The organism is Micromonospora sp. NBRC 107095 (assembly GCF_030269705.1).
Lineage (GTDB): Bacteria > Actinomycetota > Actinomycetes > Mycobacteriales > Micromonosporaceae > Micromonospora > Micromonospora parva.
Window position 1 is genome coordinate 523,477 of record NZ_BSTU01000003.1, and the last position, 24,451, is coordinate 547,927.

At 71.4% G+C, this 24,451-nt stretch carries 18 protein-coding genes and 1 tRNA gene; 1 reads left to right on the plus strand and 18 read right to left on the minus strand.

What is annotated here, in order from left to right; all coding sequences use genetic code 11:
* Positions 1-18 precede the first annotated feature (18 nt).
* Both QSK15_RS19230 and QSK15_RS19235 read right to left on the minus strand, forming a co-directional pair.
* Positions 19-2,136, minus strand: coding sequence for an MMPL family transporter (locus tag QSK15_RS19230; RefSeq protein WP_285795529.1), 2,118 nt, complete (start codon positions 2,134-2,136; stop codon positions 19-21).
* A 154-nt stretch (positions 2,137-2,290) separates the two neighbouring features.
* Positions 2,291-2,363 (minus strand) — tRNA-Asn (locus QSK15_RS19235).
* Between the two features lie 264 nt (positions 2,364-2,627).
* Between QSK15_RS19235 and QSK15_RS19240 the strand changes: the two genes are divergently transcribed.
* On the plus strand, positions 2,628-3,032 hold the full coding sequence (locus tag QSK15_RS19240) for a hypothetical protein (protein WP_030330394.1): 405 nt from the start codon (positions 2,628-2,630) through the stop codon (positions 3,030-3,032).
* A 64-nt stretch (positions 3,033-3,096) separates the two neighbouring features.
* Here the strand turns inward: QSK15_RS19240 and QSK15_RS19245 are convergent, their stop codons facing one another.
* The 16 genes from QSK15_RS19245 to QSK15_RS19320 form a co-directional block, all read right to left on the minus strand.
* On the minus strand, positions 3,097-4,104 hold the full coding sequence (locus QSK15_RS19245) for a sugar phosphate isomerase/epimerase family protein (RefSeq protein WP_210865393.1): 1,008 nt from the start codon (positions 4,102-4,104) through the stop codon (positions 3,097-3,099).
* Between the two features lie 212 nt (positions 4,105-4,316).
* A complete protein-coding gene (locus QSK15_RS19250; RefSeq protein WP_285795530.1) occupies positions 4,317-4,820 on the minus strand; it encodes a sensor histidine kinase in 504 nt (167 codons plus the stop codon).
* 351 nt (positions 4,821-5,171) lie between these two features.
* Positions 5,172-7,286 carry a ThuA domain-containing protein gene (locus QSK15_RS19255; protein ID WP_285795531.1) on the minus strand — a complete coding sequence of 705 codons (2,115 nt, stop codon included), beginning with the start codon at positions 7,284-7,286 and terminating at the stop codon, positions 5,172-5,174.
* Positions 7,287-7,361: 75 nt separating this feature from the next.
* Positions 7,362-10,220: a PQQ-dependent sugar dehydrogenase gene (locus tag QSK15_RS19260; protein WP_285795532.1), complete on the minus strand. Its 2,859-nt coding sequence runs from the start codon at positions 10,218-10,220 to the stop codon at positions 7,362-7,364.
* 218 nt (positions 10,221-10,438) lie between these two features.
* Positions 10,439-11,506: a polyprenyl synthetase family protein gene (locus QSK15_RS19265; protein ID WP_285795533.1), complete on the minus strand. Its 1,068-nt coding sequence runs from the start codon at positions 11,504-11,506 to the stop codon at positions 10,439-10,441.
* Positions 11,503-12,918, minus strand: coding sequence for an alkaline phosphatase family protein (locus QSK15_RS19270; RefSeq protein ID WP_285795534.1), 1,416 nt, complete (start codon positions 12,916-12,918; stop codon positions 11,503-11,505). Before QSK15_RS19270 ends, QSK15_RS19265 begins: the two co-directional genes overlap by 4 nt.
* Positions 12,915-14,114, minus strand: coding sequence for a metabolite traffic protein EboE (gene eboE, locus QSK15_RS19275; RefSeq protein WP_285795535.1), 1,200 nt, complete (start codon positions 14,112-14,114; stop codon positions 12,915-12,917). The genes QSK15_RS19270 and eboE overlap by 4 nt, the downstream gene beginning before the upstream one ends.
* A complete protein-coding gene (locus QSK15_RS19280; protein WP_285795536.1) occupies positions 14,114-14,971 on the minus strand; it encodes a TatD family hydrolase in 858 nt (285 codons plus the stop codon). The genes eboE and QSK15_RS19280 overlap by 1 nt, the downstream gene beginning before the upstream one ends.
* Position 14,972: 1 nt before the next feature.
* A complete protein-coding gene (locus tag QSK15_RS19285; protein ID WP_285795537.1) occupies positions 14,973-15,581 on the minus strand; it encodes an EboA domain-containing protein in 609 nt (202 codons plus the stop codon).
* Positions 15,582-15,634: 53 nt separating this feature from the next.
* Entirely contained in the window at positions 15,635-16,588 is a 954-nt protein-coding gene (locus QSK15_RS19290; protein ID WP_285795538.1) for a sugar phosphate isomerase/epimerase family protein, read from the minus strand.
* Positions 16,585-17,562, minus strand: a complete 978-nt coding sequence (locus QSK15_RS19295) for an SCO3242 family prenyltransferase (protein ID WP_285795539.1) — start codon at positions 17,560-17,562, stop codon at positions 16,585-16,587. The genes QSK15_RS19290 and QSK15_RS19295 overlap by 4 nt, the downstream gene beginning before the upstream one ends.
* A complete protein-coding gene (locus QSK15_RS19300) occupies positions 17,546-18,709 on the minus strand; it encodes an inositol-3-phosphate synthase (protein ID WP_285795540.1) in 1,164 nt (387 codons plus the stop codon). The genes QSK15_RS19295 and QSK15_RS19300 overlap by 17 nt, the downstream gene beginning before the upstream one ends.
* Positions 18,710-19,348: 639 nt before the next feature.
* Positions 19,349-20,524 carry a Gfo/Idh/MocA family protein gene (locus QSK15_RS19305; RefSeq protein WP_374224275.1) on the minus strand — a complete coding sequence of 392 codons (1,176 nt, stop codon included), beginning with the start codon at positions 20,522-20,524 and terminating at the stop codon, positions 19,349-19,351.
* Positions 20,525-20,578: 54 nt separating this feature from the next.
* Positions 20,579-21,631, minus strand: coding sequence for a substrate-binding domain-containing protein (locus QSK15_RS19310; protein ID WP_285795541.1), 1,053 nt, complete (start codon positions 21,629-21,631; stop codon positions 20,579-20,581).
* A 98-nt stretch (positions 21,632-21,729) separates the two neighbouring features.
* On the minus strand, positions 21,730-22,857 hold the full coding sequence (locus QSK15_RS19315) for an ABC transporter permease (RefSeq protein WP_285795542.1): 1,128 nt from the start codon (positions 22,855-22,857) through the stop codon (positions 21,730-21,732).
* Positions 22,854-24,362, minus strand: coding sequence for a sugar ABC transporter ATP-binding protein (locus tag QSK15_RS19320; protein ID WP_285795661.1), 1,509 nt, complete (start codon positions 24,360-24,362; stop codon positions 22,854-22,856). The genes QSK15_RS19315 and QSK15_RS19320 overlap by 4 nt, the downstream gene beginning before the upstream one ends.
* Positions 24,363-24,451: the final 89 nt, after the last annotated feature.

Sequence of the window (24,451 nt, forward strand, 5' to 3'; positions counted from 1 at the left end):
CAGCGGCGCGCGACCGTCTCAACCAGCGTCGCGCGCCTCCCGCTCGCCGTTCGCCCGGGACAACCGGCCCGGCCACCAGATCTTCGGCCCGATGTCGTACGCGAGCGCGGGCACCAGCAGCGAGCGGACGACGATGGTGTCGATCAGCACCCCGATCGCGACCGCCGTACCCAGCTCGACGAGCACCACAAGCGGCAGGACGGCGAGGGCGGAGAAGGTCGCGGCGAGCACGATGCCGGCGGAGGTGATCACGCCGCCGGTGACGGCGAGGCCGGAGAGCACCCCGGCGCGGGTGCCGCGCTTCACCGACTCCTCGCGGACCCGGCTCATCAGGAAGATGTTGTAGTCGATGCCGAGCGCGACCAGGAAGACGAACGCGAACAGCGGGAACGACGAGTCCACGCCGGGGAAGTCGAAGACGTGGCGGAACAGCAGCGCGCAGAGGCCCAGGGTCGCCGCGAAGCTGAGCAGCACGGTGGCGATCAGCAGCACCGGGGCGAGCAACGCGCGCAGCAGCAGGGCCAGGATGACCGCGATGACCACCAGCACCACCGGGATGATGACGTTCTGGTCGCGCTTCGCGGCGTCCGAGGTGTCCACGTTGATCGCGGTGAAGCCGCCGACGACCGCGTCCGCGCCGGGCACCTGGTGTACGGCGACCCGCAGCTCGCGGATGGTCCGTTCGGCGCCGTCGCTGTCGGGTGGGTCGGCCAGGGTGGCTTCCAACTGCACCCGCCCGTCGACGACCTTCGGGGCGGCGTTCGCCTCGGGTGGGCCGGTCTGCGGGCCGGTGGTGAGGGGGCGGACGTCGGCGACGCCGGGCACGTCCTTCGCGACCTGGGCGACCTGCCGGGCGGTCTGCTCGGTGGTGAAGATGGTGGCTGGGCTGCCGGTGCCGGCCGGGTAGTGCCGGGCGATCACCTCCTGGCCGTCCACCGAGTCGGTGCGCTGGGTGAAGAGGTCGGACTGGCCGAGGGTGGTGGCGCCGAGCTGGGTGAGGCCGAGCGTCAGCACTGCCAGCACCACGGCGGTGCTCAGCCAGATCGGCCGGGCGTGCCGGGCGACGAAGCCGGCGATGCGGCTCCAGATGCCGTGTTCGGCCCGTGGGTCGGCCTGGTCGGCTTCGGGCCGTCGGGGCCAGAACGCCCACCGCCCGCCGAGCACCAGCAGCGCGGGTAGGAAGGTGAGCATCACCAGCAGGGTGGCGGCGATGCCGATGGCGGCGACCGGGCCGAGCGCCCGGTTGGAGTTGAGGCTGGACAGCAGCAGGCAGAGCAGGCTGACGATGACGGTGCCGCCGGACGCGATGATGGCCGGTGCGGCACCCTTCCACGCGGCCTTCATGGCCGGCCAGGGACGGTCGTGCCGGTGCAGCTCCTCCCGGTAGCGGGCGATCAGCAGCAGCGCGTAGTCGGTGCCGGCGCCGAAGACCAGCACGGTGAGGATGCCCTGGGCCTGCCCGTTGAGCTTGAGCACGTCCGCGTCGGCGAGCAGGTAGACGAAGACCGAGGCGAGGGCGTACGACATGCCGGCGGCGAGCAGCGGGAAGATCCAGAGCACCGGGCTGCGGTAGACGACCAGCAGGATGATCAGCACCACGACCAGGGTGACCAGCAGCAGTGGGCCGTCGATCGCCGAGAAGACCTCGATCAGGTCGGCGAGCAGGCCGGCCGGGCCGGAGACGTCGACGGTGAGACCGTCCCGGTCGCCGCCGGTGATGTCGCGCAGTTGCTCGACGACCGCGCCGATCTCCTCGCCCTCGGCGTCGTCCACCGGTACGACGACCTGGAGTGCCTGGCCGTCCTCGCTCGGGATGGGTGGGGGCAGCGGGGTGACCACGCCGGGGATCTGGGCGAACCGGGCGGCGTCGGCGCTGACCCGTTGCCGGTCCGCGTCGGTGATCCCGGAGGGCCGCTCGTAGACGACCAGCGCCGGGGTGGTCTGCCGGTCGACGAACTCGCCGGCGAGATCCTGGGCGCGGGTCGCCTCGGCGTCGGTGGGCAGGAAGGCGGCGTTGTCGTTGGTGGCGACCTCGCTCAGACGTCCCGCGTACGGGCCGGACACGCCGCCGATCACCAACCAGGCCAGCACGACCGCCACCGCGATCAGCGTGGCCTTGCCGCCTCGTCCGGACATCCGCACTCACCCCAAGGATCGACGCATCAATCGACGCAGCGGGAGCCTCAGTCGACATCGACCATCCTGCCGGGCAGGCAGGTCCAGGGTGGGTGAAACCCGGTCACACACACGAAAACGCCCGTCGGCCGGTGGCCGACGGGCGGGTGAGAAGCTCCCCCGATTGGACTCGAACCAATAACCTGCCGGTTAACAGCCGGCTGCTCTGCCAATTGAGCTACAGGGGATCGTGCACCGTCCGACTTCGGATCTCCCCGACGCCGTGCGACGGGACAAGAGTACAGGACATCCCCCGGTGGCGGTCCAGTGGGTTCCCTGCCCGCCGTCACCGTGACAATCGGGGTAAATCGCCATCCCGGCACAAGCATGCTTGAGCGGAGAGCAGGATGGGTAGTTAGCTGCGGACAGAGGACGCAGGCGCGAACAGGTCGCCTTCCGACGGGGCAACTCGCCGGGAGGATGACGGCGCGTCAGGTACGGAAGGAGCCGCCATGCGCGGAAAGATCATGTTTCTTGGCGGGCTGGCTGCGGGATTCGTCCTGGGCGCCCGTGCCGGCCGGGAGAAGTACGAAGAGCTCGTGGTCCGGGGCCGCAAGGTGCTCGACCACCCGACCGTCCAGGAGGCGGCCGGGGTCGCGCAGGCCCAGGCCAACAAGCTCTACAGCGAGGGCAAGGACAAGCTCGGCCAGACCAAACTGGCCGAGAAGCTGGGCACCGGCAACGGCAGCACCGGCAAGCAGGAGTTGACCGCCGCCGACGACGCGTTCGCCGGCACGCCCGCCACCGTGGGCGCCAAGGCGGGCACCAGCACGGTCGGCACGACCTCCGGGTCGCCGTCGTCCACCAACCCCCGCACCAAGCCGTCCGGCTCGGGCACGAACGCCAGCACGCTCTGACCACACGCACGTACACGGGCCGGTCGCCGCAGGGCGACCGGCCCGTGGTCGGTCCGGGGTGCGGTCAGTCCTTGCTGCTGAACGCCGCGTCGAAGGCGGCGCTCGGTGCGTCGAAGGCGAGCCGGCGGACGAACTGCAACGCCTCCGGGGCGCCGACCAGCCGGTCCATCCCCGCGTCTTCCCACTCGACCGAGATCGGGCCGGTGTAGCCGATCGCGTTCAACGCGCGGAAGCAGTCCTCCCAGGGCACGTCGCCGTGACCGGTGGAGACGAAGTCCCACCCGCGGCGCAGGTCCGCCCAGGGCAGGTGCGAGGCGAGCCGGCCACGCCGGCCGTCCCCGGTACGCACCTTCGCGTCCTTGCAGTCCACGTGGTAGATCCGGTCGGCGAAGTCGAAGATGAAGTTCACCGGGTCCAGCTCCTGCCACACGAAGTGCGACGGGTCCCAGTTCAGACCGAACGCGGGCCGGTTGCCGATCGCCTCCAGCGTCCGCTTCGTCGTCCAGTAGTCGTACGCGATCTCGCTCGGGTGCACCTCGTGGGCGAACCGCACCCCCACCTCGTCGAACACGTCGAGGATGGGGTTCCACCGGTCGGCGAAGTCCTGGTAGCCACGCTCGATCATCGCCGGCGGCACCGGCGGGAACATCGCCAGGGTGTGCCAGATCGACGAACCGGTGAAGCCGACAACGGTCTTCACCCCGAGCTTCGCCGCCGCCCGCGCGGTGTCCTTGATCTCCTCGGCGGCCCGCTGACGAACCCCCTCGGGCTCCCCGTCGCCCCAGATGCGGCCGGGCAGGATGTCCTGGTGCCGCTCGTCGATCGGGTGGTCACAGACCGCCTGGCCGACGAGGTGGTTGGAGATCGTGAAGACCTGGAGGTTGTACTTCGCGAGGGTCTCCTTCTTACGCTCGACGTACGAGTCGTCGGCGAGCGCCTTGTCGACCTCGAAGTGGTCGCCCCAGCAGGCGATCTCCAGACCGTCGTAGCCCCACTCGGAGGCGAGCCGGCAGACCTCCTCGAACGGAAGATCGGCCCACTGGCCGGTGAAGAGCGTGATGGGTCGCGCCATTGTCCTTCTCCCCTGTTGTGATGGGGATTCCCTGTGCGGACCGGGGCGAGGGGTGACCGGACGTACGCGGCGTTCGCGCGGTCACCGGTGGGTGCGGAACACACCTGGGCCCGGCGGGTTGCGCCTCCCACCGGGTCACCGGCCACCAGCACGGTCGCCGCCCCCAGCCTATTTCCGAGGTGCCCGATCGGGGAAGCCCTGGAGTCGACCGTTCATCCGATCATTTCCTCGGGCGCGGGCAGGACCGCCCGTACGGTGAAGCCGCCTCCGGCACGCGGGCCGGCGGAGAAGGTGCCACCGAGCCGCTCGGCGCGCCTGCATACCTCGAGCAGACCTCGCCCGGCGACCTGGCTGCCGCCGCCTGCCTGGGCGGGCCCGGCGCCCTCGTCGCGGATCTCGATGGTGATGCCCGCGGCGTCGTAGCGCAGGCGGACCCCGACCGGAGCGCCCGGCGCGTGCCGGCAGGCGTTGGTCAGCGCTTCCTCGATGATCCGGTACGCCACCACGTCGACCGGGCCGGGCAGCGGCCGAGGTTGCCCGGCCATGCTCCACCGCACCGGTTGGCCGGCGGTGAAGCCCTCCACCAACGCGTCGAGACGGTTCAGGCTGGGCGTCGGCTCGGACGGGTCGTCGGGCTCCTCCGCCCGGCCCAGCGCACCGAGCAGCTGATGGCCTCGCGCCAGCACCGCTCCACGCCACTGCGCGAACAACCCCATGCAGGTCAAGGTACGGCAGCCAGCTGTGAACCGGTCGACGGCGTCCACGGAGTGTGCCGCATCCGAATGCCCCGGCAGCGGTGCGGGGGACCAGCCCCACACCAGGGCTCCGACCTCCCCCGCGACCCCGCGCCCACGGCGGGCCGGCGATGGCGGGCCGGCGGGCGAGGCGGTGATGCCTCTGAGTCATCAGGATGACTCAGAGGCATCACGCTCGTGGGAGACACCGCTCGTCGCGCTTGTGCCGATGTGAGTGGCCCGCGGGGGACGCCAGCCGGACACGTCGGCGCTCAGGCCGGCTGACGCGGAGGGGCCGACGACGTGGATCGCAGCCCCTCCGGGATCAGTCGGTCAGGGGAGCGTCCACTTCTGGTTGGCCGCGTTGAGGCACGTCCAGAGGTGCACGATGGTGCTGTCGGCGGAGTTGTTGCCGGAGACGTCCAGGCACTTGCCCGACGACGGGTTGCGCAGGGTGCCGTCGGACTGCGCCGCCCAGTTCTGCGCGCCGGTGCCGTTGCAGGTCCAGAGCTGGATCTTGGTGCCGTCGGCGGTGCCGCTGCCGTTGACGTCCAGGCACTTGCCGAGCGCCTTGATCGTCGAGTTCGGCGTCACCGTCCAGGTCTGCGCCGCGCTGCTGTTGCAGGTGTAGATCTGGATCTGGGTGCCGTCGGCGGTGGCACCGTTGCGCACGTCCAGGCACTTACCGGCGAGACCCTTGATCGGGCCGACCCCGGTGCTGCCGCCGCTCCCCTTGACCAGTGTGAAGTCGTCCACGTCGAAGAGCCCGGTGCCGTTACCGGTGAAGGTGAGGTACAGGTTCTGGGTACCGGACGGAACGTTGGACAACGCCGTGGTGACGTTGGCGAAGGTCGTCCAACTGCCGGTGTTGGGCACGGCGACCGAGCCCAGCACCGGGCCGGTGGCCGAACCGGTGCGCACCTGGATGGTGCCGCCCGCGCCGCCGGAGACCACCCGGGACGTGAACGAGGTGACCCCGGTCAGGTTGACACCGTTGTAGGCGGCCCAGTCGCCCGGGTCGATGTAGCCGATGGTCTGCCCGCCGTTGGCGCCCGCCTTGGTGAACGCGGAGACGCCGTTGGCCGAGCTGAACGTCTCGGCCTGGATCGTGGTGTTGCCGGTCGGCGGCGGCGTGGTGCCCAACTCCTTGATCCGGATGTTGCGGAACGAGGCGTCGTCACCGGTGCCGTGGTTCTGGATGCCGATGTGGCCGGCCAGCGATCGGACCGGGTTGGTGTTGGTGAAGTCGTTGATCTTCACGCCGTTGAGGAAGATCTGGAGCCGCTCCCCCTCGACCAGCAACTCGTACGTGTTCCACTCCCCCGGCGCGTTCAGCGCCGCGTCACGGGCGGCGATGTCGGCGGACTTGAAGGTGTAGACCGCGCCGGTGGTGCGGTCGGCCGCGTCGGTGGCGTCGATCTGGATCTCGTAACCGTTGTCCACCGCCGACCACGGGTCACTCGACGGCGGGAACCCGATGAAGATGCCGGAGTTGTCGTCACCGGCCAGCTTCCAGTCCAGCTTCAGCGAGTAGTTGGTGAACTGCTTGGCGTTGTACCAGAACAACCCCATGCCGCCGACCGAGGTCAGGGTGGCGTCGGAGTTGGTGAAGCTGCCCGGGCCGGCCTGTGACCAACCGGCCGTCGAGCCGTTGAACAGCGGGGTGTAGCCGGTCTCGGGCCGGCAGTCGGCCTTGCTCCGACCGGAGGCGTACCGGATGCCGCCGAGCAGGTGGTTGCGGAACGCCGGCTCCGCGTACGACGCCTGGGTGTGCCCCGCGCCGGTGTAGAAGGACCGGCCGCCGCTGTAGCTCTTGCACCAGCTCAGCGGGTGGTCGGCGCCCATGCCGCCGCCGGAGTACGACGACTCGTCGAGGGTGGCCAGCACGTGGGCGCTCGACCGGGCGTTGGTGCGGTAGTTGTACCACTCGTCGGTGCGGGTCCAGGTCTGCGGCAGATGCCCGGTCGCCGCGTGGCCCCGGTCCTCCACCTTCATGTTGGCCTGCTGGATCGCCGGGTGCGAGGCGAACCAGGCGCCCACCAGGTTGCCGTAGAACGGCCAGTCGTACTCGGTGTCGGCTGCGGCGTGCACACCCACGTACCCACGGCCGGAGCCGATGTACGACTCGAAGGCGGTCTGCTGGCTGGCGTTGAGCACGTCGCCTGTGGTGTTCAGGAAGACGACCGCCTCGTACTGGTTCAGGTTGCCGGTGGTGAACGCGGCGGCGTCCTCGGTCGCGGTGACCGTGAAGTTGTTCGCCGCGCCGAGGTCGCGGATGGTCTGGATGCCGACCGGGATCGCGTCGTGCCGGAACCCGGCGGTCTTGGAGAAGACCAGCACGTCGTACGGGGCGTCGGCGGCGCTGGCCGGGGTGGCCGGGGTGGTGCAGGCGATGACGGCGAGTGCGGCCATTGCCGCACCGAGGACGGGTCGCAGGCGTCTGCGCATATCGCTCTCCTAATTGCGGTTAGGAGGGGCCCCTCGCACCACACTAGGCGTTGTCGAAGGGCCCCTCCCGCCAGCTCAGGGCAGGGTCCACTTTTGGTTGGCGGCACCGCTGACACAGGTCCACAGGTGGACCACGGTGCTGTCGGCGGAGTTGTTGCCGGAGACATCGAGGCACTTGCCGGACGACGGGTTGCGGAGCGTGCCGTCGGCCTGGGCGGCCCAGTTCTGCGCGGCCGTGCCGTTGCAGGTCCAGAGCTGGATCTTGGTGCCGTCCGCGGTGCCGGCACCCGAGACGTCCAGACACTTGCCCAACGACTTGATCGTCGAGTTCGCGGTGACCGCCCAGGTCTGCGCCGCGCTGCCGTTGCAGGTGTAGATCTGGATCTGCGTGCCGTCGGCGGTGGCGGCGCCCCGCACGTCCAGGCACTTGCCGCCCAGGCCCTTGATCGGGCCGGTCCCGCCGGCCGGCGGCGTGCCGGTGACGAAGGTGAACGCGTCCAGGTCGTAGAGCGCCCCGGTGCCCGACCCGGCGAAGGTCAGGTAGAGGGTGGTCGTGCCGGTCGGCGGGTTGCTGATCGTCCCGGTGACGGTGGTGAAGGTTTCCCAGCCGCCGGTCACCGGGACCGTGGCCGAGCCGAGCACGGTGCCGGTGGCCGAGCCGGCCCGGACCTGGAGGGTGCCACCGGAACCCGCCGAGGAGACCCGGGCGTTGAACGAGGTCACGTTGCCCAGCCGGTACGGCTGGAACGCGATCCAGTCGCCGTTGTTGATGTCACCGACGGTCTTGCCACCCTCTGCCGGGGTCTTGCTGAACACGTTGATCCCCGACGAGGTGGCGTAGAACTCGGCCTGACGGTGCCGGGGCGGCAGCGTGTGCTGGGTGTGCGTGGTCAGCCCACCGGCGTCGGTGTACTCGGCGTCGAAGATCGCGAAGATGTTCGCCGCGTCGTCGTGCTCACCGTCGACCGGGATGGTGATCGATCCCGAGCATCCGGTCTGCGAGGTGATCTGGTGCCCGTGCTGGTCGTGCCCGAGCACGTAGGTCATCTTGACCTTGGTGCAGTCGATGGTGCCGTCCTCCGGGTCGGTCACCGTGATGCTGTACGGCACGGTGTCCCCGAAGCTGAACAGCTGACCGTTGCCCGGGTTGTTAATCGTGACCGTGGGCGCGGTGTTGCCAACGCTGATCTGCACGCTGCTGCTGCCGGTGGCGCCCTGCGGGTCCCGCACCGTCAACGTGGCCGTGTAGGTGCCGTTGGTGTTGTACGTCTTCGACGGGTTCGCCGAGGTGGAGGTGGTCCCGTCACCGAACGCCCACGAGTAGGTGAGCGCGCCGCCCTCGGGGTCGGACGAGCCGGCCGAGGAGAACGCCACGGTGAGCGGGGCCGCCCCGGACGTACGGTTGGCGCTGGCCTTCGCGGTGGGCGCCCGGTTGCCGCCGCCGACGTAGTCGAAGCGGTAGAGCGCCGAGTTGGCGTCACCGTTGAAGTAGCCGGTGCCGTAGTCGAGCACGTAGTACGCGCCGTCCGGGCCGAACGCGGAGTCCATCACCTGCTTGCCGACCCAGGGGAACGTGTCGATGGCGCCCCGGGAGCCGTCGGCGTTGACGTGGATCGGCTTGATCCAGCCGCGGCCGAACTCGGTGGCGAAGAACTGCCCGTCGAACGACTGCGGGAACTTGGTGGTGGAGGTCGACGAGGCGTTGTACCGGTAGACCGGGCCGCCCATCGGCGACTCGGAGCCACCGCCGAACTCGGTCGGGGTGCCGGCGTCTCCGGCGTACCGGATCCACGCCGGCTGGGCCGGCGGCAGGGTCGTCAGGCCGGTGTTGCGGAACGAGTTGTTTGTCGGCCCGCCGGTGCAGTTGTACTTCGCGCCGCTGGTGTTCGTCGCGAAGTCCCACTCGTTGTACGTCTCGGTGCTGGTGTTGGTGCCGGTGCAGTACGGCCAGCCGTAGTTGCCCGGTGCGGCGACCCGGTTGAACTCGACCTGGCCGGACGGCCCACGGGTGGAGCTGGTGGAGCCGGCGTCCGGCCCGTAGTCACCGACGTAGACCACCCCGGTGGCCTTGTCCACGCTGATCCGGAACGGGTTGCGGAACCCCATCGCGTAGATCTCCGGCCGGGTCCTGGCCATGCCGGGGGCGAACATGTTGCCCGACGGGATGGAGTAGGTCCCGTTCGCGTTCACCTTGATCCGCAGGATCTTGCCGCGCAGGTCGTTGGTGTTGCCGGCGCTGCGCTGCGCGTCGTACGCGGGGTTGCGGTTGGTCCGCTCGTCCAGCGGCGAGTAGCCGGCGGACTCGAACGGGTTGGTGTCGTCGCCGGTGGACAGGTAGAGGTTGCCGGCGGCGTCGAAGTCGATGTCCCCACCGACGTGGCAGCAGATGCCCCGGCTGGCCGGTACGTCGAGCACGTCGACCTTGCTGGACTGGTTGAGCGTGAAGTCCGCGTTGAGGGTGAACCGGGAGAGCCGGTTGACGCCGTTCCAGGCCGAGAAGTCGGTGCCGGTGGCCGGCGCGTCACCGCCGGGGGTGGAGAGCGGCGGGGCGTAGTAGAGGTAGATGTACCGGTTGCTGGCGAAGCCCGGGTCGACCCCGACGCCCTGCAACCCCTCCTCGTCGTGGGTGTAGACCGACAGGGTGCCGATCACGCTGGTGGTGCCGTTGGCGTCGGTGCGGCGCAGGGTGCCGTTGCGGGCGGTGTGCAGGACCGAGCGGTCCGGCAGCACCGCCAGTGACATCGGCTCACCCATGTCGGTCACGCCGCGGGCCAGCTCGACCTGCTGGAAGTCGCTGGCGACGATGGTGTGCGCCTGTGCGGGGGCCGACCCGGCGGCGAGTGTGACAGTGCCGGCGGCGACCGCGAGCAGCAGTGCCGATCCGGCGGAGAACCATCGTCGGGACCGTTGTCTGGGAACGTCCTTCTTGGACATCTGTGCTGCCCCTTCCTGACGAGTGACTGCCAGGCCGGGCGCGCGCCGTCGCGCCGGATGCCGTAGCGGTGGTGGGGGGTCGATGGGTTACCGCGCCGCCGGTTCACCTCGACGAAACATTGTCGTGTTGGTCACGACACTAAGTCCCATGTGTCGATGTGTCTATATCTTCCGGTGGCTCAGCATCAACTTTCGTCGATTTGATCGAAAGTCGCCGGTCAGGCGCGTCGGTCGATCGCCTGTCCGGCCAGCTCGACCAGGGCCGCGCGGGCCTCGTCGGCCACCGCCGCGCTCTGTAGAGCGGACAGCGCGGCCGCCGTCCGGACCCGGATCATCTGCTCGATCCGCTCCCGCGCGCCGGTCGCCTCGATGATCTCGCGCAACTCCGCCGCGCCCTCGGCGTCCAACGCCGGGTTGCCGAACAGCTCCCGCAACCGGACGGTCTGCGGCCGGTCGGCCGCGCTGCGGGCCAGCGCCATCATGACCGTCGGCTTGCCCTCACGCAGGTCGTCCAGGACCGACTTACCGGTGACCGCCGGATCACCGAAGACGCCCAGAACGTCGTCCCGGAGCTGGAACGCGTCACCCAGCGGATCACCGAACTCGCCCAGCGCGGCGATCAGCTCCGGTCCCGCGCCGGCCAGGGCCGCGCCGATCTGCAAGGGTCGGGTGACCGTGTACCGGGCGGCCTTCATCCGGATCACGGTGAGCGCGCTGGCCACCGAGCCGTCCCCGACGCCGGAGACCAGGTCCAGGTACTCCCCCGCGATCACCTCGGTACGCATCAGCGCGAACACGCCGTAACCCCGGTGCACCTGCTCGGTGCTCAGCCCGCACTCGTGGAACATCTGATCCGACCATGCGGCGCAGAGGTCCCCGCAGAGCAGCGCGGTGTTGCGGCCGTACGCCTCGGGGTCACCCCGCCACGACGACCGGGCGTGCAGGTCGGCGAAGAGCCGGTGCACCGACGGCTCACCGCGGCGGCGGTCGCTGCCATCCAGGATGTCGTCGTGGATCAGCGCGAACGCGTGGAACAGCTCCAGCGCCGCCGCGGCCACCACGATCGGGGTGCCGTCGGCCGCCCCCGCGCCACGCCAGCCCCAGTAGCAGAAGAGCGGTCGTAACCGCTTGCCACCGGCCAGGACGAACCGTTGCAGGGCGGTGAACACGCCACGCGGTGCGCCGTCGGGCCAGTCCGGGCCCTGTCGCTCGAGGAACCCGGCCAGTTCCGCGTCGAAGCGGGCCCGCAGCCCGCTGGTGTCGGTGGGCGCGACGGTGACCGTCATGTCCGCTCCCCTGAACCGCTCGCGCCGTCGACGCCTAATCCGGCCAGCTCCAGCAGCAGCGCCTTGACCTCGGTGGCCGCGATCTTGTCGCGGGCCGCCGTCGGGTCGGAGCAGAGCAGCACCGGCGCATCGGCCGGTTCGTCCGGCAGCCGCCCGTGCGAACCGCGCACCGCCCGCGCGCCGGCGTCCAGGCCGACCGCGCTCATCAGGTAGCGCATGCCGAGCTTCTTGCGGGCCAGCGCGACCCCGGCCCGGGCCTTCGCGGCACCGGGGTTGGCCGGGTCGAAGAACAGCTCCGCCGGGTCGTAACCCGGCTTCCGGTGGATCTCCACCAGCCGGGCGAAGTCGGGTGCCCGGGCGTCGTCCAACCAGTAGTAGTACGTGAACCAGGCATCCGGCTCGGCCACCAGCACCAACTCACCGGCGCGCGGGTGGTCCAGCCCGTGGGCGGCTTTTCCGTCGGCGTCGAGCACCTCGGCCACCCCGGGCAGGTTGGCGCAGAGCTTCGCCACCGCCGCGACGTCGGCCGGGTCCTTGACGTAGACGTGCGCCACCTGGTGGTCGGCGACAGCGAACGCCTTCGACGTCCACGGGTCGAGGTACTCCATGCCGGCCTGGGTGTGCACCCGGAGCAGCCCTTCGGCGCGCAGCAGCCGGTTGACGTCCACCGGCCGGGACACGTCGGTGATGCCGTACTCCGACAGCACCACCACCGTGGCGTCCCGGGCCCGGGCGGCGTCCAGCAGCGGGCCGAGGACCGCGTCCAGCTCGGCCGCCGCCGCGGCGGCCTCGGCTGACGAGGGACCGAAGCGTTGCAGGTCGTAGTCCAGGTGCGGCACGTAGACGAGCGTCAGGTCGGGTGACACGTCGGCGAGGATCTGCTCGGCCGCCTGGCAGATCCACTTCGACGACGGCAGGCCCGCCGTCGGCCCCCAGTAGGTGAACAGCGGGAAGGTGCCCAGCCGGCCGGTGAGCGCGTCGTGCAGCTCCGGCGGGTCGGTGTAGCAGTCCGGCTCCTTGCGCCCGTCGGCGTAGTAGACCGGCCGGGGCGTGACCGTCCAGTTCACGTCCGCGCCCATGGCGTACCACCAGCAGACGTTGGCCACCGTGTAGCCGGGCTCGGCCCGGCGGGCGGCCTGCCAGAGCTTGTCCCCGCCGACCAGCGCGTTGTGCTGCCGCCACAGCAACACCTCGCCCAGTTCCCGGAAGTACCACCCGTTGCCGACGATCCCGTGCCCGCTGGGCGGCTCGCCGGTGAGGAAGGTGGACTGCACCGAGCAGGTCACGGCGGGCAGCACGGTGCCCAGCTCGGCCCGGAAGCCGCCGTCGGCGACTCCCCGCAGTCGCGGCATGTGCGCCAGTAGTCGGGGCGTCAACCCCACCACGTCGAGGACCACCAGTCGCCGGCTCATCGCGTCACTCCCATGCTCACGGATCGCTGCGTGGTCAGGCCGAGGCCGACCAGTTCGTCGCGGGCGAAGGCCAGTTCCGCGGCGATGCCGGCGGCCAGCTCCGCGTCGGTGCCGGGCCGTCGTGCGGCCGGCAGCACCCCCCAGGTGTACGTCTCGACGTCGAGGTGGTCGCAGCCGGCGGTCGGGCCGTCGAAGAGCGCTCTCAGGGCCGCACGGAGCACCGGCAGGGTCGAGCCGAGCGGTTCCTCGGGTGGGGCGTGCAGGGGCACGTGGTAGTGCACCCGCCACGGGCCGGGCAGCGCCCGGTCCAGCGCCTCGTCCAGGTCGTCGGCCGCGTACGTCGGGTCGGCCGGGTCGGAAAGACCGGCACAACCGGCGCCCCGGGTCTGGTGCAGGAAGCGGGGCTCCACCCAGCGGCGCAGCGCCTCGGCCCCACCCTCCGGGTCGGCGGCCTCGACGGCGGCCGACACCTGCACCTTCACCACCGGAAGGCCGGCGGCCCGCAACCGGTGCAGCGCCTCGGCGGGCTCCTCCCAGGCGCAGGCCAGATGGGCCAGGTCGACACAGACACCCAACCGGTCGGTGTCCATTCCGGACAGCATCGCGGCGGCCTGGGCGGTGCTCTCCACGACACAGCCGGGCTCCGGCTCGAAGGCGATGCGCACCTCACGGCCGGTGTCCCGCTGCACCGCGGCCAGGCCGGCGGCCAGCTGGTCCAGTCGCTGTCGCGCCGCGTCCGCGCGGGCGGTGTCCCACGGTTGCCGCCAGGCCAGCGGCAGGGTGGAGATCGAACCCCGGGCCGCGTCGTCGGGCAGCAGGTCGGCGAGCACCCGGGCCAGGTCCAGGGTGTACGTCAGCCGCTGCTCGGTGGTCCAGTCCGGGTGGTACACGTCCTGCTTCACCACCGGCGCCTGGAAGGCCGCGTACGGGAAGCCGTTGAGGGTGACCACCTCCAGACCGCGCGCGTCCAGTTCGGCGCGGAGCCGGCGGCGCAGCGTTTGGTCGGCGGCCAGTTCGGCGGCGACCGGGGCGGCCAGCCACAGGCCGAGCCCGAGCAGGTCGCTGCCGAGCGCCTGACGCACCGGCACGGCGTAGGTGTCCAGTTGGCTGAGGATGCCGGCGAGGTCCTCGGCGGGGTGCACGTTGGTGCAGTAGCCGAGGTGGACGGTCTCACCGCCGGCATGTCGCAGCCGCATCAGCTACCGCCGCGCAGGATCGAGTTGCCGGTCTGCGGGTCCACGGCGGTGGGGTCCTCCAGGTCGCTGAGGTCGAGCCGCCCCGACTGCCCGTAGAACTCCACCGGGTTGCGCCACAACACCTTGTCGACATCGTCGTCGCTGAACCCTGCCTCGGCCATCGCCTCGCCGGTGGCCCGGGTCAGCAGCGGATCGGAACGCCCCCAGTCGGCCGCCGAGTTGACCAGCATCCGGTCCGTGCCGTACTCGCGCAGCAGCTCGACCATGCGCGACGGGGTCATCTTGGTGTCCGGGTAGATCGAGAAGCCCAGCCAGCAGCCGCTGTCCCTGACGAGCTTGACGGTCACCTCGTTGAGGTGGTCGACCACCACGCGACCCGCGTCGATGCCGGACTCGGCGACCACGGCGAGGGTGCGTTCGCAGCCGCGCGCCTTGTCCCGGTGCGGGGTGTGCACCAGCGCCGGCAGGTCGTACGCCACCGCGAGGGCGAGCTGCGCGGCGAACGCCTCGTCCTCCTCGGGCGTCATCGAGTCGTACCCGATCTCGCCGACCGCGACCACCGCGTCCTTGTCCAGGTAGCGGGGCAGCAGGTCGAGGACCGGACGGCAGCGCGGGTCGTTGGCCTCCTTGGGGTTCAGCGCGATGGTGGCGAAGTGGCGCACCCCGAACTGCCCGGCCCGGAACGGCTCCCAGCCGATCAGCGAGTCGAAGTAGTCGGTGAACGAGGCCGCGCTGGTACGCGGTTGCCCCAGCCAGAACGCCGGCTCCACCACCGCGCGCACTCCGGCGGCGGCCATCCGTTCGTAGTCGTCGGTGGTGCGTGAGGTCATGTGGATGTGGGGGTCGAAGATGCGCATGTCACGCCTCCCGGGGCAGTGCGGCGGTGAGCCGGTGGAGCAGGTCGGTGGCGTCGGCGGGCAGGTCCCGGCCGGCGGCGTGCCGTTCGGCGGCGAGCGCGGCCAGCATCGCGGCCAGTTCGCCGTCGGCCCGGGTGTCCAGGTCGGCCACCGCGGCCAGCGGGACGCCGCTGAACACGCACTTGAGCACCGCCTGTCGCCAGGCGGCCGGGTCGAGGTGCCGGGCGTACGGGCCGAGCGCGGCGGCGACCAGCCGGGTGTCGTTGGTCCGGATCGCGTCGTGCAGCAACGGCACGCCAGCGGCGCCGATCGGCAGCAGCGGCAGGGCCCGCAGCACGGCTCGTCGCTCGGCCGCGTCACCGTGCTGGTAGAGGCGCTCGGCGTACTCCGCGTGCTCGCCGGGCAGGCTGGTCAGCAGCAGCACCCGGGCCGCGTCGTCGGCGGTCCAGCCGGGGGCGTCGGGCAGCGCGGCCCGACCGCAGCGTCGGCCGACGGCGGGGAAGAGCCGGGTGATCGCGGTGGGCTCGGTGGCGACCCGGCGCAACGCCGTGTCCAGCCAGTCGGGATCGGGTACGCCTCCCAGCGCGGCCCGTAGTGAATCCGGTGTCATCCCGTCTCCTCCCTCTTGCTGCTCCAGGCGCCCCACCACCCTTTGCTCTGCACCTACATATGCGCCGGGGCCTCTTCCGTGGGTGTCGCCTCGGCGGGTGCAGAGCAAAGGGGGCTGGCAGGGTGGCGATCGGTGGCCGCGGCGGCACGCAGGAACTCGATCGACCGGGCGGCCACGGCGGGTGCGGCGTGCGAGTCGCGGGGCAGTTCGACGGCGACCAGGCCGCGGTAGCCGGCGTCGCGCAGCGCGGCCAGCACCGGCGGGAAGTCGATCTCGCCGACCCCGAACTCCAGGTGCTCGTGCACGCCCCGGCGCATGTCGTCGATCTGCACGTTGACCAGGTGATCGGCCACCTCGGCGACGCACTGCGGCACCGGCCACGGCTCCAGGCACCGGCAGTGGCCGATGTCGAGGGTGATGCCGAAGCGGACCGGGCTGCCGAGGGCGTCGTACAGCCGACGCCAGTCGGCGATGTCCTGCACCAGCATGCCCGGCTCCGGTTCGAACCCGACTGTGACGCCGGCGGCGTCGGCCGCGTCGACCACCGTGGCGCACCCGGCCACCAGCCGGTCCCAGGCGCACTGCTGCGGCACCGCCTCGGGTCGGACGCCGGCCCAGAACGAGACCGCCTCCGCGCCCAGGTCGGCACCGATCCGCACGGCCCGCCGCAGGAACTCGATGCGCCGGGTCGGGTCGTCGTGCAGCAACGTGGGGGCGTGCTTCTGCCACGGGTCGAGCAGATAGCGGGCCCCGGTCTCGATGACCACCGCCAGGCCCAGCGATTCCAGCCGGCGACCGACGGCGGCGACCCGGCGGGTGAGCCCGGGCGCGAACGGGTCCAGATGGTCGTGGTCCAGGGTGAGCGCCACTCCGTCGTAGCCGAGCTCGGCGATGACGGCGAGCGCGTCGTCGAGCCGGTGGTTGGCGAAACCGTTGGTGCCGTACCCGAGGCGCAGCGTGGTGGCGTCGACGGCCGGCGCGCCCGGTCGGGGCTCGGGGACGCTCATGTCGGGGAGACCTTCCGGGCCAGCCGTCGGCCCAGCGGCGCGGCCGCCGCGACGGCCACCCCGAGCAGACCTGCTCCACCGCGCGCGGTGAGGGCCCCCTGGAGGGCCGGCAGCCCGGTGATCCCGGCGCCGACGGCGGCGCGGACCCGTCCGGCCGACGGGTCCCGGACAACCTGGGCCTGCGCCGCGCCGTACCGGGCGGCGTACCAGCCGGCCAGCACGGCGGGCAGCACCGCGGCGATCCCGGCCGCGCGGCTGCGACCCGCGTTCACCGCGATCTCGCCGGCGGCCTCGGCCCGGTCGGTGACTCCGGCCCGGTCGGCGGCTCCGGCCTGTTCAGCGGTACGGGCGGCGGCGCGGCGGGCCCCCGGCGCGGCGACGGCGGCGCTGGCAGCGACCAGCGCGGTGCCGGCCAAGGTGCGCATCGGCAGGGTGGCGTCGGCGCCGGTGACCTCCCGGCGGGACAGCGCGGTGACCGTCCAGGTGTGCGCGGCGACCGTCGCCGCCGCCGGCAACGCCCGGGTCAGCCGGCCGCCGGACGCGCCGAGCAACACGTCCAGGCCCCGGCAGGCGGCCATCACGGCCGGGCCGGCGGCGGTGTTCTTGGCCAGCAGGTCGTACCCCCAGATGGTGGCGGCCAGCGGCACGGCGAGCGCGGCGGCGCGGCGACCGCCCACGGCGGCGGCCAGGCCCACGCCAGCGGCCGTGAGGCCCGCCGCGAGACCGACCGCGGCGGCCGGGGTGACCCGCCCGCTGGGGATCGGTCGCTCGGGCCGTTCCTCGGCGTCGAGACGCCGGTCGGCCCAGTCGTTGGCGGCCATGCCGGCCCAGTAGAGCAACACCGAGGCGCCGGCCAGAGCCGGGGTACGCGGGCTCAACGCGCCGGCCGCCGCGGCCCCGGCGATCACGTCACCGGGGACCGAGAGCGCCGCCGGAGCGCGGACCAGCTCGGCAAGATCAGCCAACGTTGTCATGGGCACCGTCCGCGCCGTGCAGTTGCCGGGTGAAGGCGGTCAACCGGGCCCACTGTTCGCCGAGCGAGTGGGTGGGTGCGCCCAGCGGGTCCTTGAAGAAGAAGCCCAGGTCGACGAGCGGTCCCACCTGCCCGGCGGCGTGCGCGGCGGCGGTGAGTCGGGCCAGGTCGAGCACCAGCGGCGCGGCCAGCGCCGAGTCGCAGCCGTGCCAGGTGAACTCCATCCGCATGCCGGTGCCGAGGAACCCGCTGAAGGTGATCAGGTCCCAGGCGGTCTTGAAGTCGCCCAGCTCCTCGACGTACTCGATGCGGGTGCCGCCCTGCGGGACGTAGCCCAACGTCTCACCGAGCACCCGCTGCTTGCTCTGCACCTTCGCCGCGTTCGCGGCCGGGTCGGCGAGGGTCGCGCCGTCGCCGCCGCCGAGCAGGTTGACCCCGGACCAGGAGCCCACGGCCAGGTTGCGCATCGCGAACATCGGCGCGAGCACCGACTTGACCAGGGTCTCCCCGGTCTTGCCGTCGTGCCCGGCGTACGGCAGTCGGGCCTGTTCGGCCAGCGCGGCGAGCGCCGGCAGCCGCAGCCCGGTGGACGGGGTGAAGTCGACGTACGGGCAGCCGGCGAGCAGCGCCGCGTAGCCGTAGAGGGAGCTGACCGGCAGCACCTCGTCCGGGCCGTCGAGGGCGGCGCGCAGCGCGGCCGGGTCGGCGTGCCCGGGGTGCGGTCGAGGGGCCGGCTCGGTGGCGGAGACGTTGACCACCACCACCCGGTCCAGCTCGTGCCGCTCCCGGAAGTTGGTGAGATCACGGACCACGGCGGCGGCCCGGTCGGCCTGGGTGTCGCCCACCGGTGCGGGGCGCAGCTCCTGCTCGACCACGCCCAGCTCGTCGCGGAGCGCGGCGACCAGGCGCCAGGGGATGACACCGGCGTCAGCGAGGGCCTCGGCGCGCTTGCACAGCGGGGTGGTGGCCAGGTCGTGCCCGCCGAAGACGAGGTCGGCGAAGGCCGGCAGGGCCGGGCCGCGCAGCTCGGGCAGCTCGGTGACGCAGCCGGTCGGCCCGGCCAGGCCGGCCCGCAGGGCGAGCCCTCCGACGATGCTGGTGGTCGCAACGGACCCGCGCGCTCCTACCAGCCAGACACCTGTTCGCATGGTGCTCCTTCCCCGTTCACGAGGAACCGTCGGTACCGCTAAATATAGGAATATCAGAATATGTTTCGGAAAGATACGCCCCGGTTTTCCGAACAGCCGGGGTGGATGGGCCCCGTCCGCCCGTCCCGCACCGGAACAACACCGGCCTCCGACGTCGGCGTCGGCGGCGACGACGCCGGACCGGTCCCGGCAGGTACGAGCAGACGGGGCTGGTAGGCAGGGTCGGGTCGGCGTCTCGACCCTGCCTCCCCCGCATCCGGCCGGTCGGGGCGTTGGCGTGCCCCGGCCGGGCGCCTCAGGTCGCCGCGCCCACCGGATCACCGACCGGACCACGACCCGCCGGAAACCGGCGGGCGGGTACGGCAGGGCTCGGGGTAGCGGCGGACGGTCTCATCAGGTCCTGTGGATCCTCACCGGTGGTGGCGGTCCTCCGGTGCGACCGGGGAATCCCGGTCCGGTCACACCGGACGACCGTCCTGCTCGTGCGCCACCGGGCCGTACGGCCCGGCTGCACGCTCCCCGACGCCGACCTCTGTCCCGGCCACGGGGCGCAATCCGTGGCTGGTCCCTCGCCGGTCGGCGTCGGAAAGCCCGTCGGGCGACGGCGGCGCGTTCACCGCCGTCGCGGATGGTCAAAGGTCAGACGGCCGCCGCGGTCAGTGTCGGCGCCACCTCGGCCCAGGAGGAGCCGAGCTCCGCCGAGCGCGTCACCGCGTCCAGCACCAGCTGGACCTGCAACGCGTCGGCGAAGGAGGGAGTCGGGTCGACACCGGTGGCGACCGCCTCGATGAAGTCGCGCATCTCGTGCGTGAACGAGTGCTCGTAGCCGATGATGTGGCCCGGGGGCCACCACGCCGACATGTACGGGTGCTCGCCCTCGGTCACCAGGATGCGGCTGAAGCCCTGCTCGGCGGCCGGTCGGGTGGCGTCGTAGAACTCCAGCTCGTTGAGGCGCTCCAGGTCGAAGACCACGCTCCCCAGCGATCCGTTGATCTCGACGCGCAGGCCGTTCTTGCGGCCGGTCGCGAAGCGGCTGGCCTCGTACGTGGCCAACGCGCCACCGTCGAGTCGGGCCACGAAGACCGCGGCGTCGTCGACGGTGACCGGCCCGGTGGGCGCACTGCCGCCGTCCACGGTGGCCGCCAGGCCGCTCGACTCGGCCGGCAACGGCCGCTCCTTGACGAACGTCTCGGTGACCGCGCTGACACCACTGATCCGCTGACCCGTGACGTACTGGGTCAGGTCGATGATGTGCGCACCGATGTCCCCGAGCGCGCCGGAGCCCGCCCTGTCCTTCTGCAACCGCCAGACCAGCGGGAACTGCGGGTCCACGATCCAGTCCTGCAGGTACGTCGCACGGACGTGTCGAATCACCCCGAGCCGTCCGTCGGCGACCAACTGGCGCATCATCGTGACCGCGGGGACCCGGCGGTAGTTGAACCCGCACATCGACCGCACTCCGGCGGCCCGGGCGGTGTCCGCCGCGGCGGTCATCGCCCGTGCCTCCTCCACCGTGTTGGCCAACGGCTTTTCGCACAGCACGTGCTTGCCGGCGGCCAACGCGGCGAGAGCGATCTCGGCGTGACTGTCGCCCGGGGTGCAGATGTCGACGACGTCGATGTCGTCCCGGTTGATCAGGTCACGCCAGTCGGTGGTGTACGCGTCCCAGCCGAGCCGGTCGGCGGCGTCGGCCACCTTCGCTGTGTCTCGGCCGCAGATCAACGCCATCCGGGCCCGCGCCGGCAGGTCGAACACGCGGTTCACGGTGCGCCACGCCTGCGAGTGCGCGGCGCCCATGAACGCGTAGCCGACCATGCCGACCCGCAGTTCTTTGTCGTTCGTGGACAAGGTGGGTCTCCCCCCGGTATGTCAGAACCCGAGCTTGTCGTAGCTGCTCGCGTTCTCCTTGGTGATCGTCTCCGAGGCCAGGGTCACTTCCTTGGGCACCTGCAGCTCCGTCAGGTCGCCCAGGCCCCGGCCCTGCGCGATGAGCCGCGCGAGCGAGATCGCCGAGGAGGCCATCGACGGGTTGTAGGTGACGGTGGCCTTCAGCACGCTGTTGTCGGCCTTGATCGCGTCGATCGCGAGCTTGGAGCCCGCGCCGCCGACCATGAAGAACTCCGACCGGTTGGCCTGCTTGATGGCCGCGAGTACACCGATGCCCTGGTCGTCGTCGTGGTTCCAGATAGCGTCGATCTTCGGCAGCGCCTGGAGCAGCTGGGCCGCCTCGCGCTGGCCGCTGTCCGAGGTGAACTCGGCCGAGCGGCGGTTGCTCACCTTGAACCCGTAGGTCGCCAGGGCCGCGTTGAAGCCAGTGGTGCGCTCGACGGTCAGCGGGATCTCCAGACCGGCGATCTCACCGATGACCGGGTTGGTGACACCCTTGTCCTTGAGCATCTTGCCGATGAAGTGACCGGCGGCGACGCCCATGCCGTAGTTGTCGCCCTTGATGACCAGCCGCGAGGCCAGTGCGTCCGGGAAGACCCGGTCGAGGTTGACGATCGGGATGCCCGCCTGCATCGCCTGGAGGGCAACGGCGTTGACCTCCTTGCCGTCGTGCGGCAGCACGACGATGATGTCCGGCTTCTGGGCGATCAGCGTGCCGAGCGTGGAGCGCTGGGCCTCGGAGCTCGAGCCACCGTCGACCTCCTTGAACTCCACGTCCGAGTACGCCGCGGCCTGCGCCTTGGCGTTGGCGTGGATCGCGCCCATCCAGCCGTGGTCGGCGGCCGGGGCGGAGAAGCCGATGACGACCTTCTTGCCCGGGGCGTTGTTGCCTTCACTGTTCCCGGCGGCCTTGGTCTGGGTGCTGGCGGCCGGAGTCTCGTTGCTGGTGCACGCGGTGAGAAGGGTGGCAGCGCCCACTGCGGCTCCACCGAAGAGCAACCGGCGGCGCGACAGGTCACGACTGTGCTGGGTCATGAATGACCTCCTGGGAGCGGGATTTGACTTTGTGAGGGTGTGCGGGCCCCGGCCACCGTCGAAGATCTCGACGTCGCCAGGACAACGGGTGCGGTGCGTCAGGTTGCGGTGGTGACCCTGTTCCGCGCGAGGAGCCGAGTGACGGACTTGAACTGGAACTGCTGGACCAGGACGGCGGCGACGATGATGCCGCCCTTGACCATGTTCTGCGCCTCGATGGAGAGGCCGTTGATGGCGAAGAGGTTCGTGATCGTGGCGAAGATGATGACGCCGAGCAGCGAGCCGACGATCGTGCCCCGGCCGCCGCTGAGCAACGTCCCACCGATGATCGCCGCGGCGATCGCGTCCAACTCGTACAGGTTGGCCATCGCCGCCTGCGCCGAGGTCGCCTGCGAGGTGAGCATGATGGCGGCGATGCCGCAGCAGAGACCGGAGAGCGCGTAGAGCAGCATGGTGTGCCGCCGGACGTTGATGCCGGCCAACCGGGCCGCCTCCGGGTTGCCGCCGACGGCGATGGTGCGCCGGCCGAAGGTCGTCCGGTTGAGCACCACCCACCCGGCCAGCACGACCGCGCCGAGGATGTAGACCAGGATCGGGATGCCGATCACCTTGCGCGCCGCGATGTCGTTGATGAAGGTGCTGCTCGACACCTGGGTCTGCTTGTTCGAGATCGACGCGGCGAGCCCGCGCGCGGCCACCAGCATCGCCAGCGTCGCGATGAAGGGCACCAGCCGGCCGTACGAGATGAGCACACCGTTGACGAGGCCGACGCAGATGCCGACCACCAGGGCGGTGAAGATCATGCCGCCGGCGCCGTAGCTCTGGGTGGCCACAGTGGTGCACCAGACCCCGGCCAGCGCGACGATCGCACCGACCGACAGGTCGATACCACCACCGATGATCACGAAGGTCATCCCGACCGTGACCACGCCAACGACGGAGGCCAACTGGAGGATGGCCAGCACGTTGTTCCAGACCCAGTTCGGGTCGCCGTACAGGTCGGGCTTGGTGACCGCGCCGACCACGATGAGCGCGGCCAGCACCCCGATCAGACCGAGGTTGCGCTTCGCGCCGTCGCCGCCGTCACCCCGCCACCAGGAGAGCTTCCCCCCGGAGGATGCTGTGTCGCTGGCCACCGCGGTCTCCGCCGGGTCCACCGGCGGCGACTGTGCCGGAAGCTGCGGGCGCTCCGGTGTCGCGGTGGGAGTGGGAGTCGCGTCGCTCATGCCGGTGCGCCTTCCATCAAGGACCCCGCCATCACGAGGTCAAGCACAGTGTTCTCGTCGAGTTCGCCGGCCGCGGCTTCGCGGACGACCCGCCCTTCCCGCATCACCAGCACCCGGTCGGCCAGACCCAGCACCTCGGGCACCTCGCTGGAGACCAGCAGCACCCCGACGCCCTGCGCGGCCAGTGCCCGGATGACCTGGTAGAGCTCAGCCCGGGCGCCCACGTCCACGCCCCGGGTCGGCTCGTCGAGAAGCAGCAGTTTGGTGCCGCCGAGCAGCCACCGCCCCACCACCACCTTCTGCTGGTTGCCGCCGGACAGGGTGCGGACCGGCCGGTCGACGTCGCGGGGCCGCAGCTCCAGGGTCTCGGCGATCCGGTCCGCCTCGGCGCGTTCCTTGGCCGCGTTGGTGAAGCCGAGCCGGGCGTACCGGCCGAAGGTGGCCAGCGTGACGTTGCGGTAGATCGGCTCGCCGAGCAGCAACGCCTGGCTCTTGCGTTCCTCCGGGGCCATCCCCATGCCGGCGCGAACCGCAGCGCCGACGCCGGGACGCAGGACCTTCCCGTCCATCCGCACCGTGCCGGCCTCCGGCAGGCGGGCACCGTAGATCGTCTCCAGCAGCTCGGAACGCCCGGAGCCGACCAGCCCTGCGATGCCCACGATCTCCCCGGCGCGCACGTTCAGCGAGACGTCGGCGAACTCGCCCTCCCGGGTCAACCCCTCCACCTGGAGCAGGTCGGCACCCGCCGGGTCGTCGGCCGGCCGGTCCGGGAAGACGTACTCGATGGTGCGGCCGGTCATCCGGCTCACCAGGTCGCGGGTCGGGGTGTCGCGCGCCGGCAGGTTCGCCGCCGTGGTCCGGCCGTCCTTGAGTACGGTGACCCGGTCGCCGATCTCGCGGATCTCCTCCAAGCGGTGGGAGATGTAGATGACGGCGATGCCCTGCGCGGTCAGCTCACGGATGATCCGGAACAGGTTGCCGACCTCGTCGTGGGCCAGCACCGCGCTCGGCTCGTCCATGATGATCAGTCGGGCCTCGTGCGACAGCGCGCGGGCCATGCTGACGATCTGCTTGCCCGCCGCCGGCAGGGACCTGACCATCCGCCCCGGCGGGATCTCACCGTGCCCGAGCCGGCTGAGGATCTGCCGGGTGTGCCGGGCCATCCGGCCGCGCCGGACGAACCCGAAGCGGCGGTACTCGTGCCCGAGGAAGGCGTTCTCCGCCACCGACAGGTCCTCGACCAGGTCGAGCTCCTGGTAGATCGTGGCGATGCCGGCCTTCATGGCGGCCTGCGGGTTGGCGAACGTGGTCGGCTCACCGCGCCACTCCACCTGCCCGGAATCCGGTTGGTGCACCCCGGCGAGCACCTTGATGAGGGTGGACTTGCCGGCGCCGTTCTGCCCGAGCAGGCAGTGCACCTCGCCGGCACGCACCTCCAGCTGCACGCCGTCGAGCGCGCGTACGCCGGGGAAGGTCTTGACCAGATCGGTGAGGCGCAGGACCACCTCGCCCGCGACGGTGTCGGCGGGAGCCTCGACCAGCGGCACCTCGGCGACGGCCTCGGCCGACGCGGTGGCGGGGTCATCCTCGGGCA

Bases quoted from the DNA above. Each gene is read 5' to 3' on its own strand.
- QSK15_RS19230 (WP_285795529.1), bottom strand. From the start codon at position 2,136: ATGTCCGGACGAGGCGGCAAGGCCACGCTGATCGCGGTGGCGGTCGTG.
- QSK15_RS19240 (WP_030330394.1), top strand. From the start codon at position 2,628: ATGCGCGGAAAGATCATGTTTCTTGGCGGGCTGGCTGCGGGATTCGTC.
- QSK15_RS19245 (WP_210865393.1), bottom strand. From the start codon at position 4,104: ATGGCGCGACCCATCACGCTCTTCACCGGCCAGTGGGCCGATCTTCCG.
- QSK15_RS19250 (WP_285795530.1), bottom strand. From the start codon at position 4,820: ATGGGGTTGTTCGCGCAGTGGCGTGGAGCGGTGCTGGCGCGAGGCCAT.
- QSK15_RS19255 (WP_285795531.1), bottom strand. From the start codon at position 7,286: ATGCGCAGACGCCTGCGACCCGTCCTCGGTGCGGCAATGGCCGCACTC.
- QSK15_RS19260 (WP_285795532.1), bottom strand. From the start codon at position 10,220: ATGTCCAAGAAGGACGTTCCCAGACAACGGTCCCGACGATGGTTCTCC.
- QSK15_RS19265 (WP_285795533.1), bottom strand. From the start codon at position 11,506: ATGACGGTCACCGTCGCGCCCACCGACACCAGCGGGCTGCGGGCCCGC.
- QSK15_RS19270 (WP_285795534.1), bottom strand. From the start codon at position 12,918: ATGAGCCGGCGACTGGTGGTCCTCGACGTGGTGGGGTTGACGCCCCGA.
- eboE (WP_285795535.1), bottom strand. From the start codon at position 14,114: ATGCGGCTGCGACATGCCGGCGGTGAGACCGTCCACCTCGGCTACTGC.
- QSK15_RS19280 (WP_285795536.1), bottom strand. From the start codon at position 14,971: ATGCGCATCTTCGACCCCCACATCCACATGACCTCACGCACCACCGAC.
- QSK15_RS19285 (WP_285795537.1), bottom strand. From the start codon at position 15,581: ATGACACCGGATTCACTACGGGCCGCGCTGGGAGGCGTACCCGATCCC.
- QSK15_RS19290 (WP_285795538.1), bottom strand. From the start codon at position 16,588: ATGAGCGTCCCCGAGCCCCGACCGGGCGCGCCGGCCGTCGACGCCACC.
- QSK15_RS19295 (WP_285795539.1), bottom strand. From the start codon at position 17,562: ATGACAACGTTGGCTGATCTTGCCGAGCTGGTCCGCGCTCCGGCGGCG.
- QSK15_RS19300 (WP_285795540.1), bottom strand. From the start codon at position 18,709: ATGCGAACAGGTGTCTGGCTGGTAGGAGCGCGCGGGTCCGTTGCGACC.
- QSK15_RS19305 (WP_374224275.1), bottom strand. From the start codon at position 20,524: ATGGTCGGCTACGCGTTCATGGGCGCCGCGCACTCGCAGGCGTGGCGC.
- QSK15_RS19310 (WP_285795541.1), bottom strand. From the start codon at position 21,631: ATGACCCAGCACAGTCGTGACCTGTCGCGCCGCCGGTTGCTCTTCGGT.
- QSK15_RS19315 (WP_285795542.1), bottom strand. From the start codon at position 22,857: ATGAGCGACGCGACTCCCACTCCCACCGCGACACCGGAGCGCCCGCAG.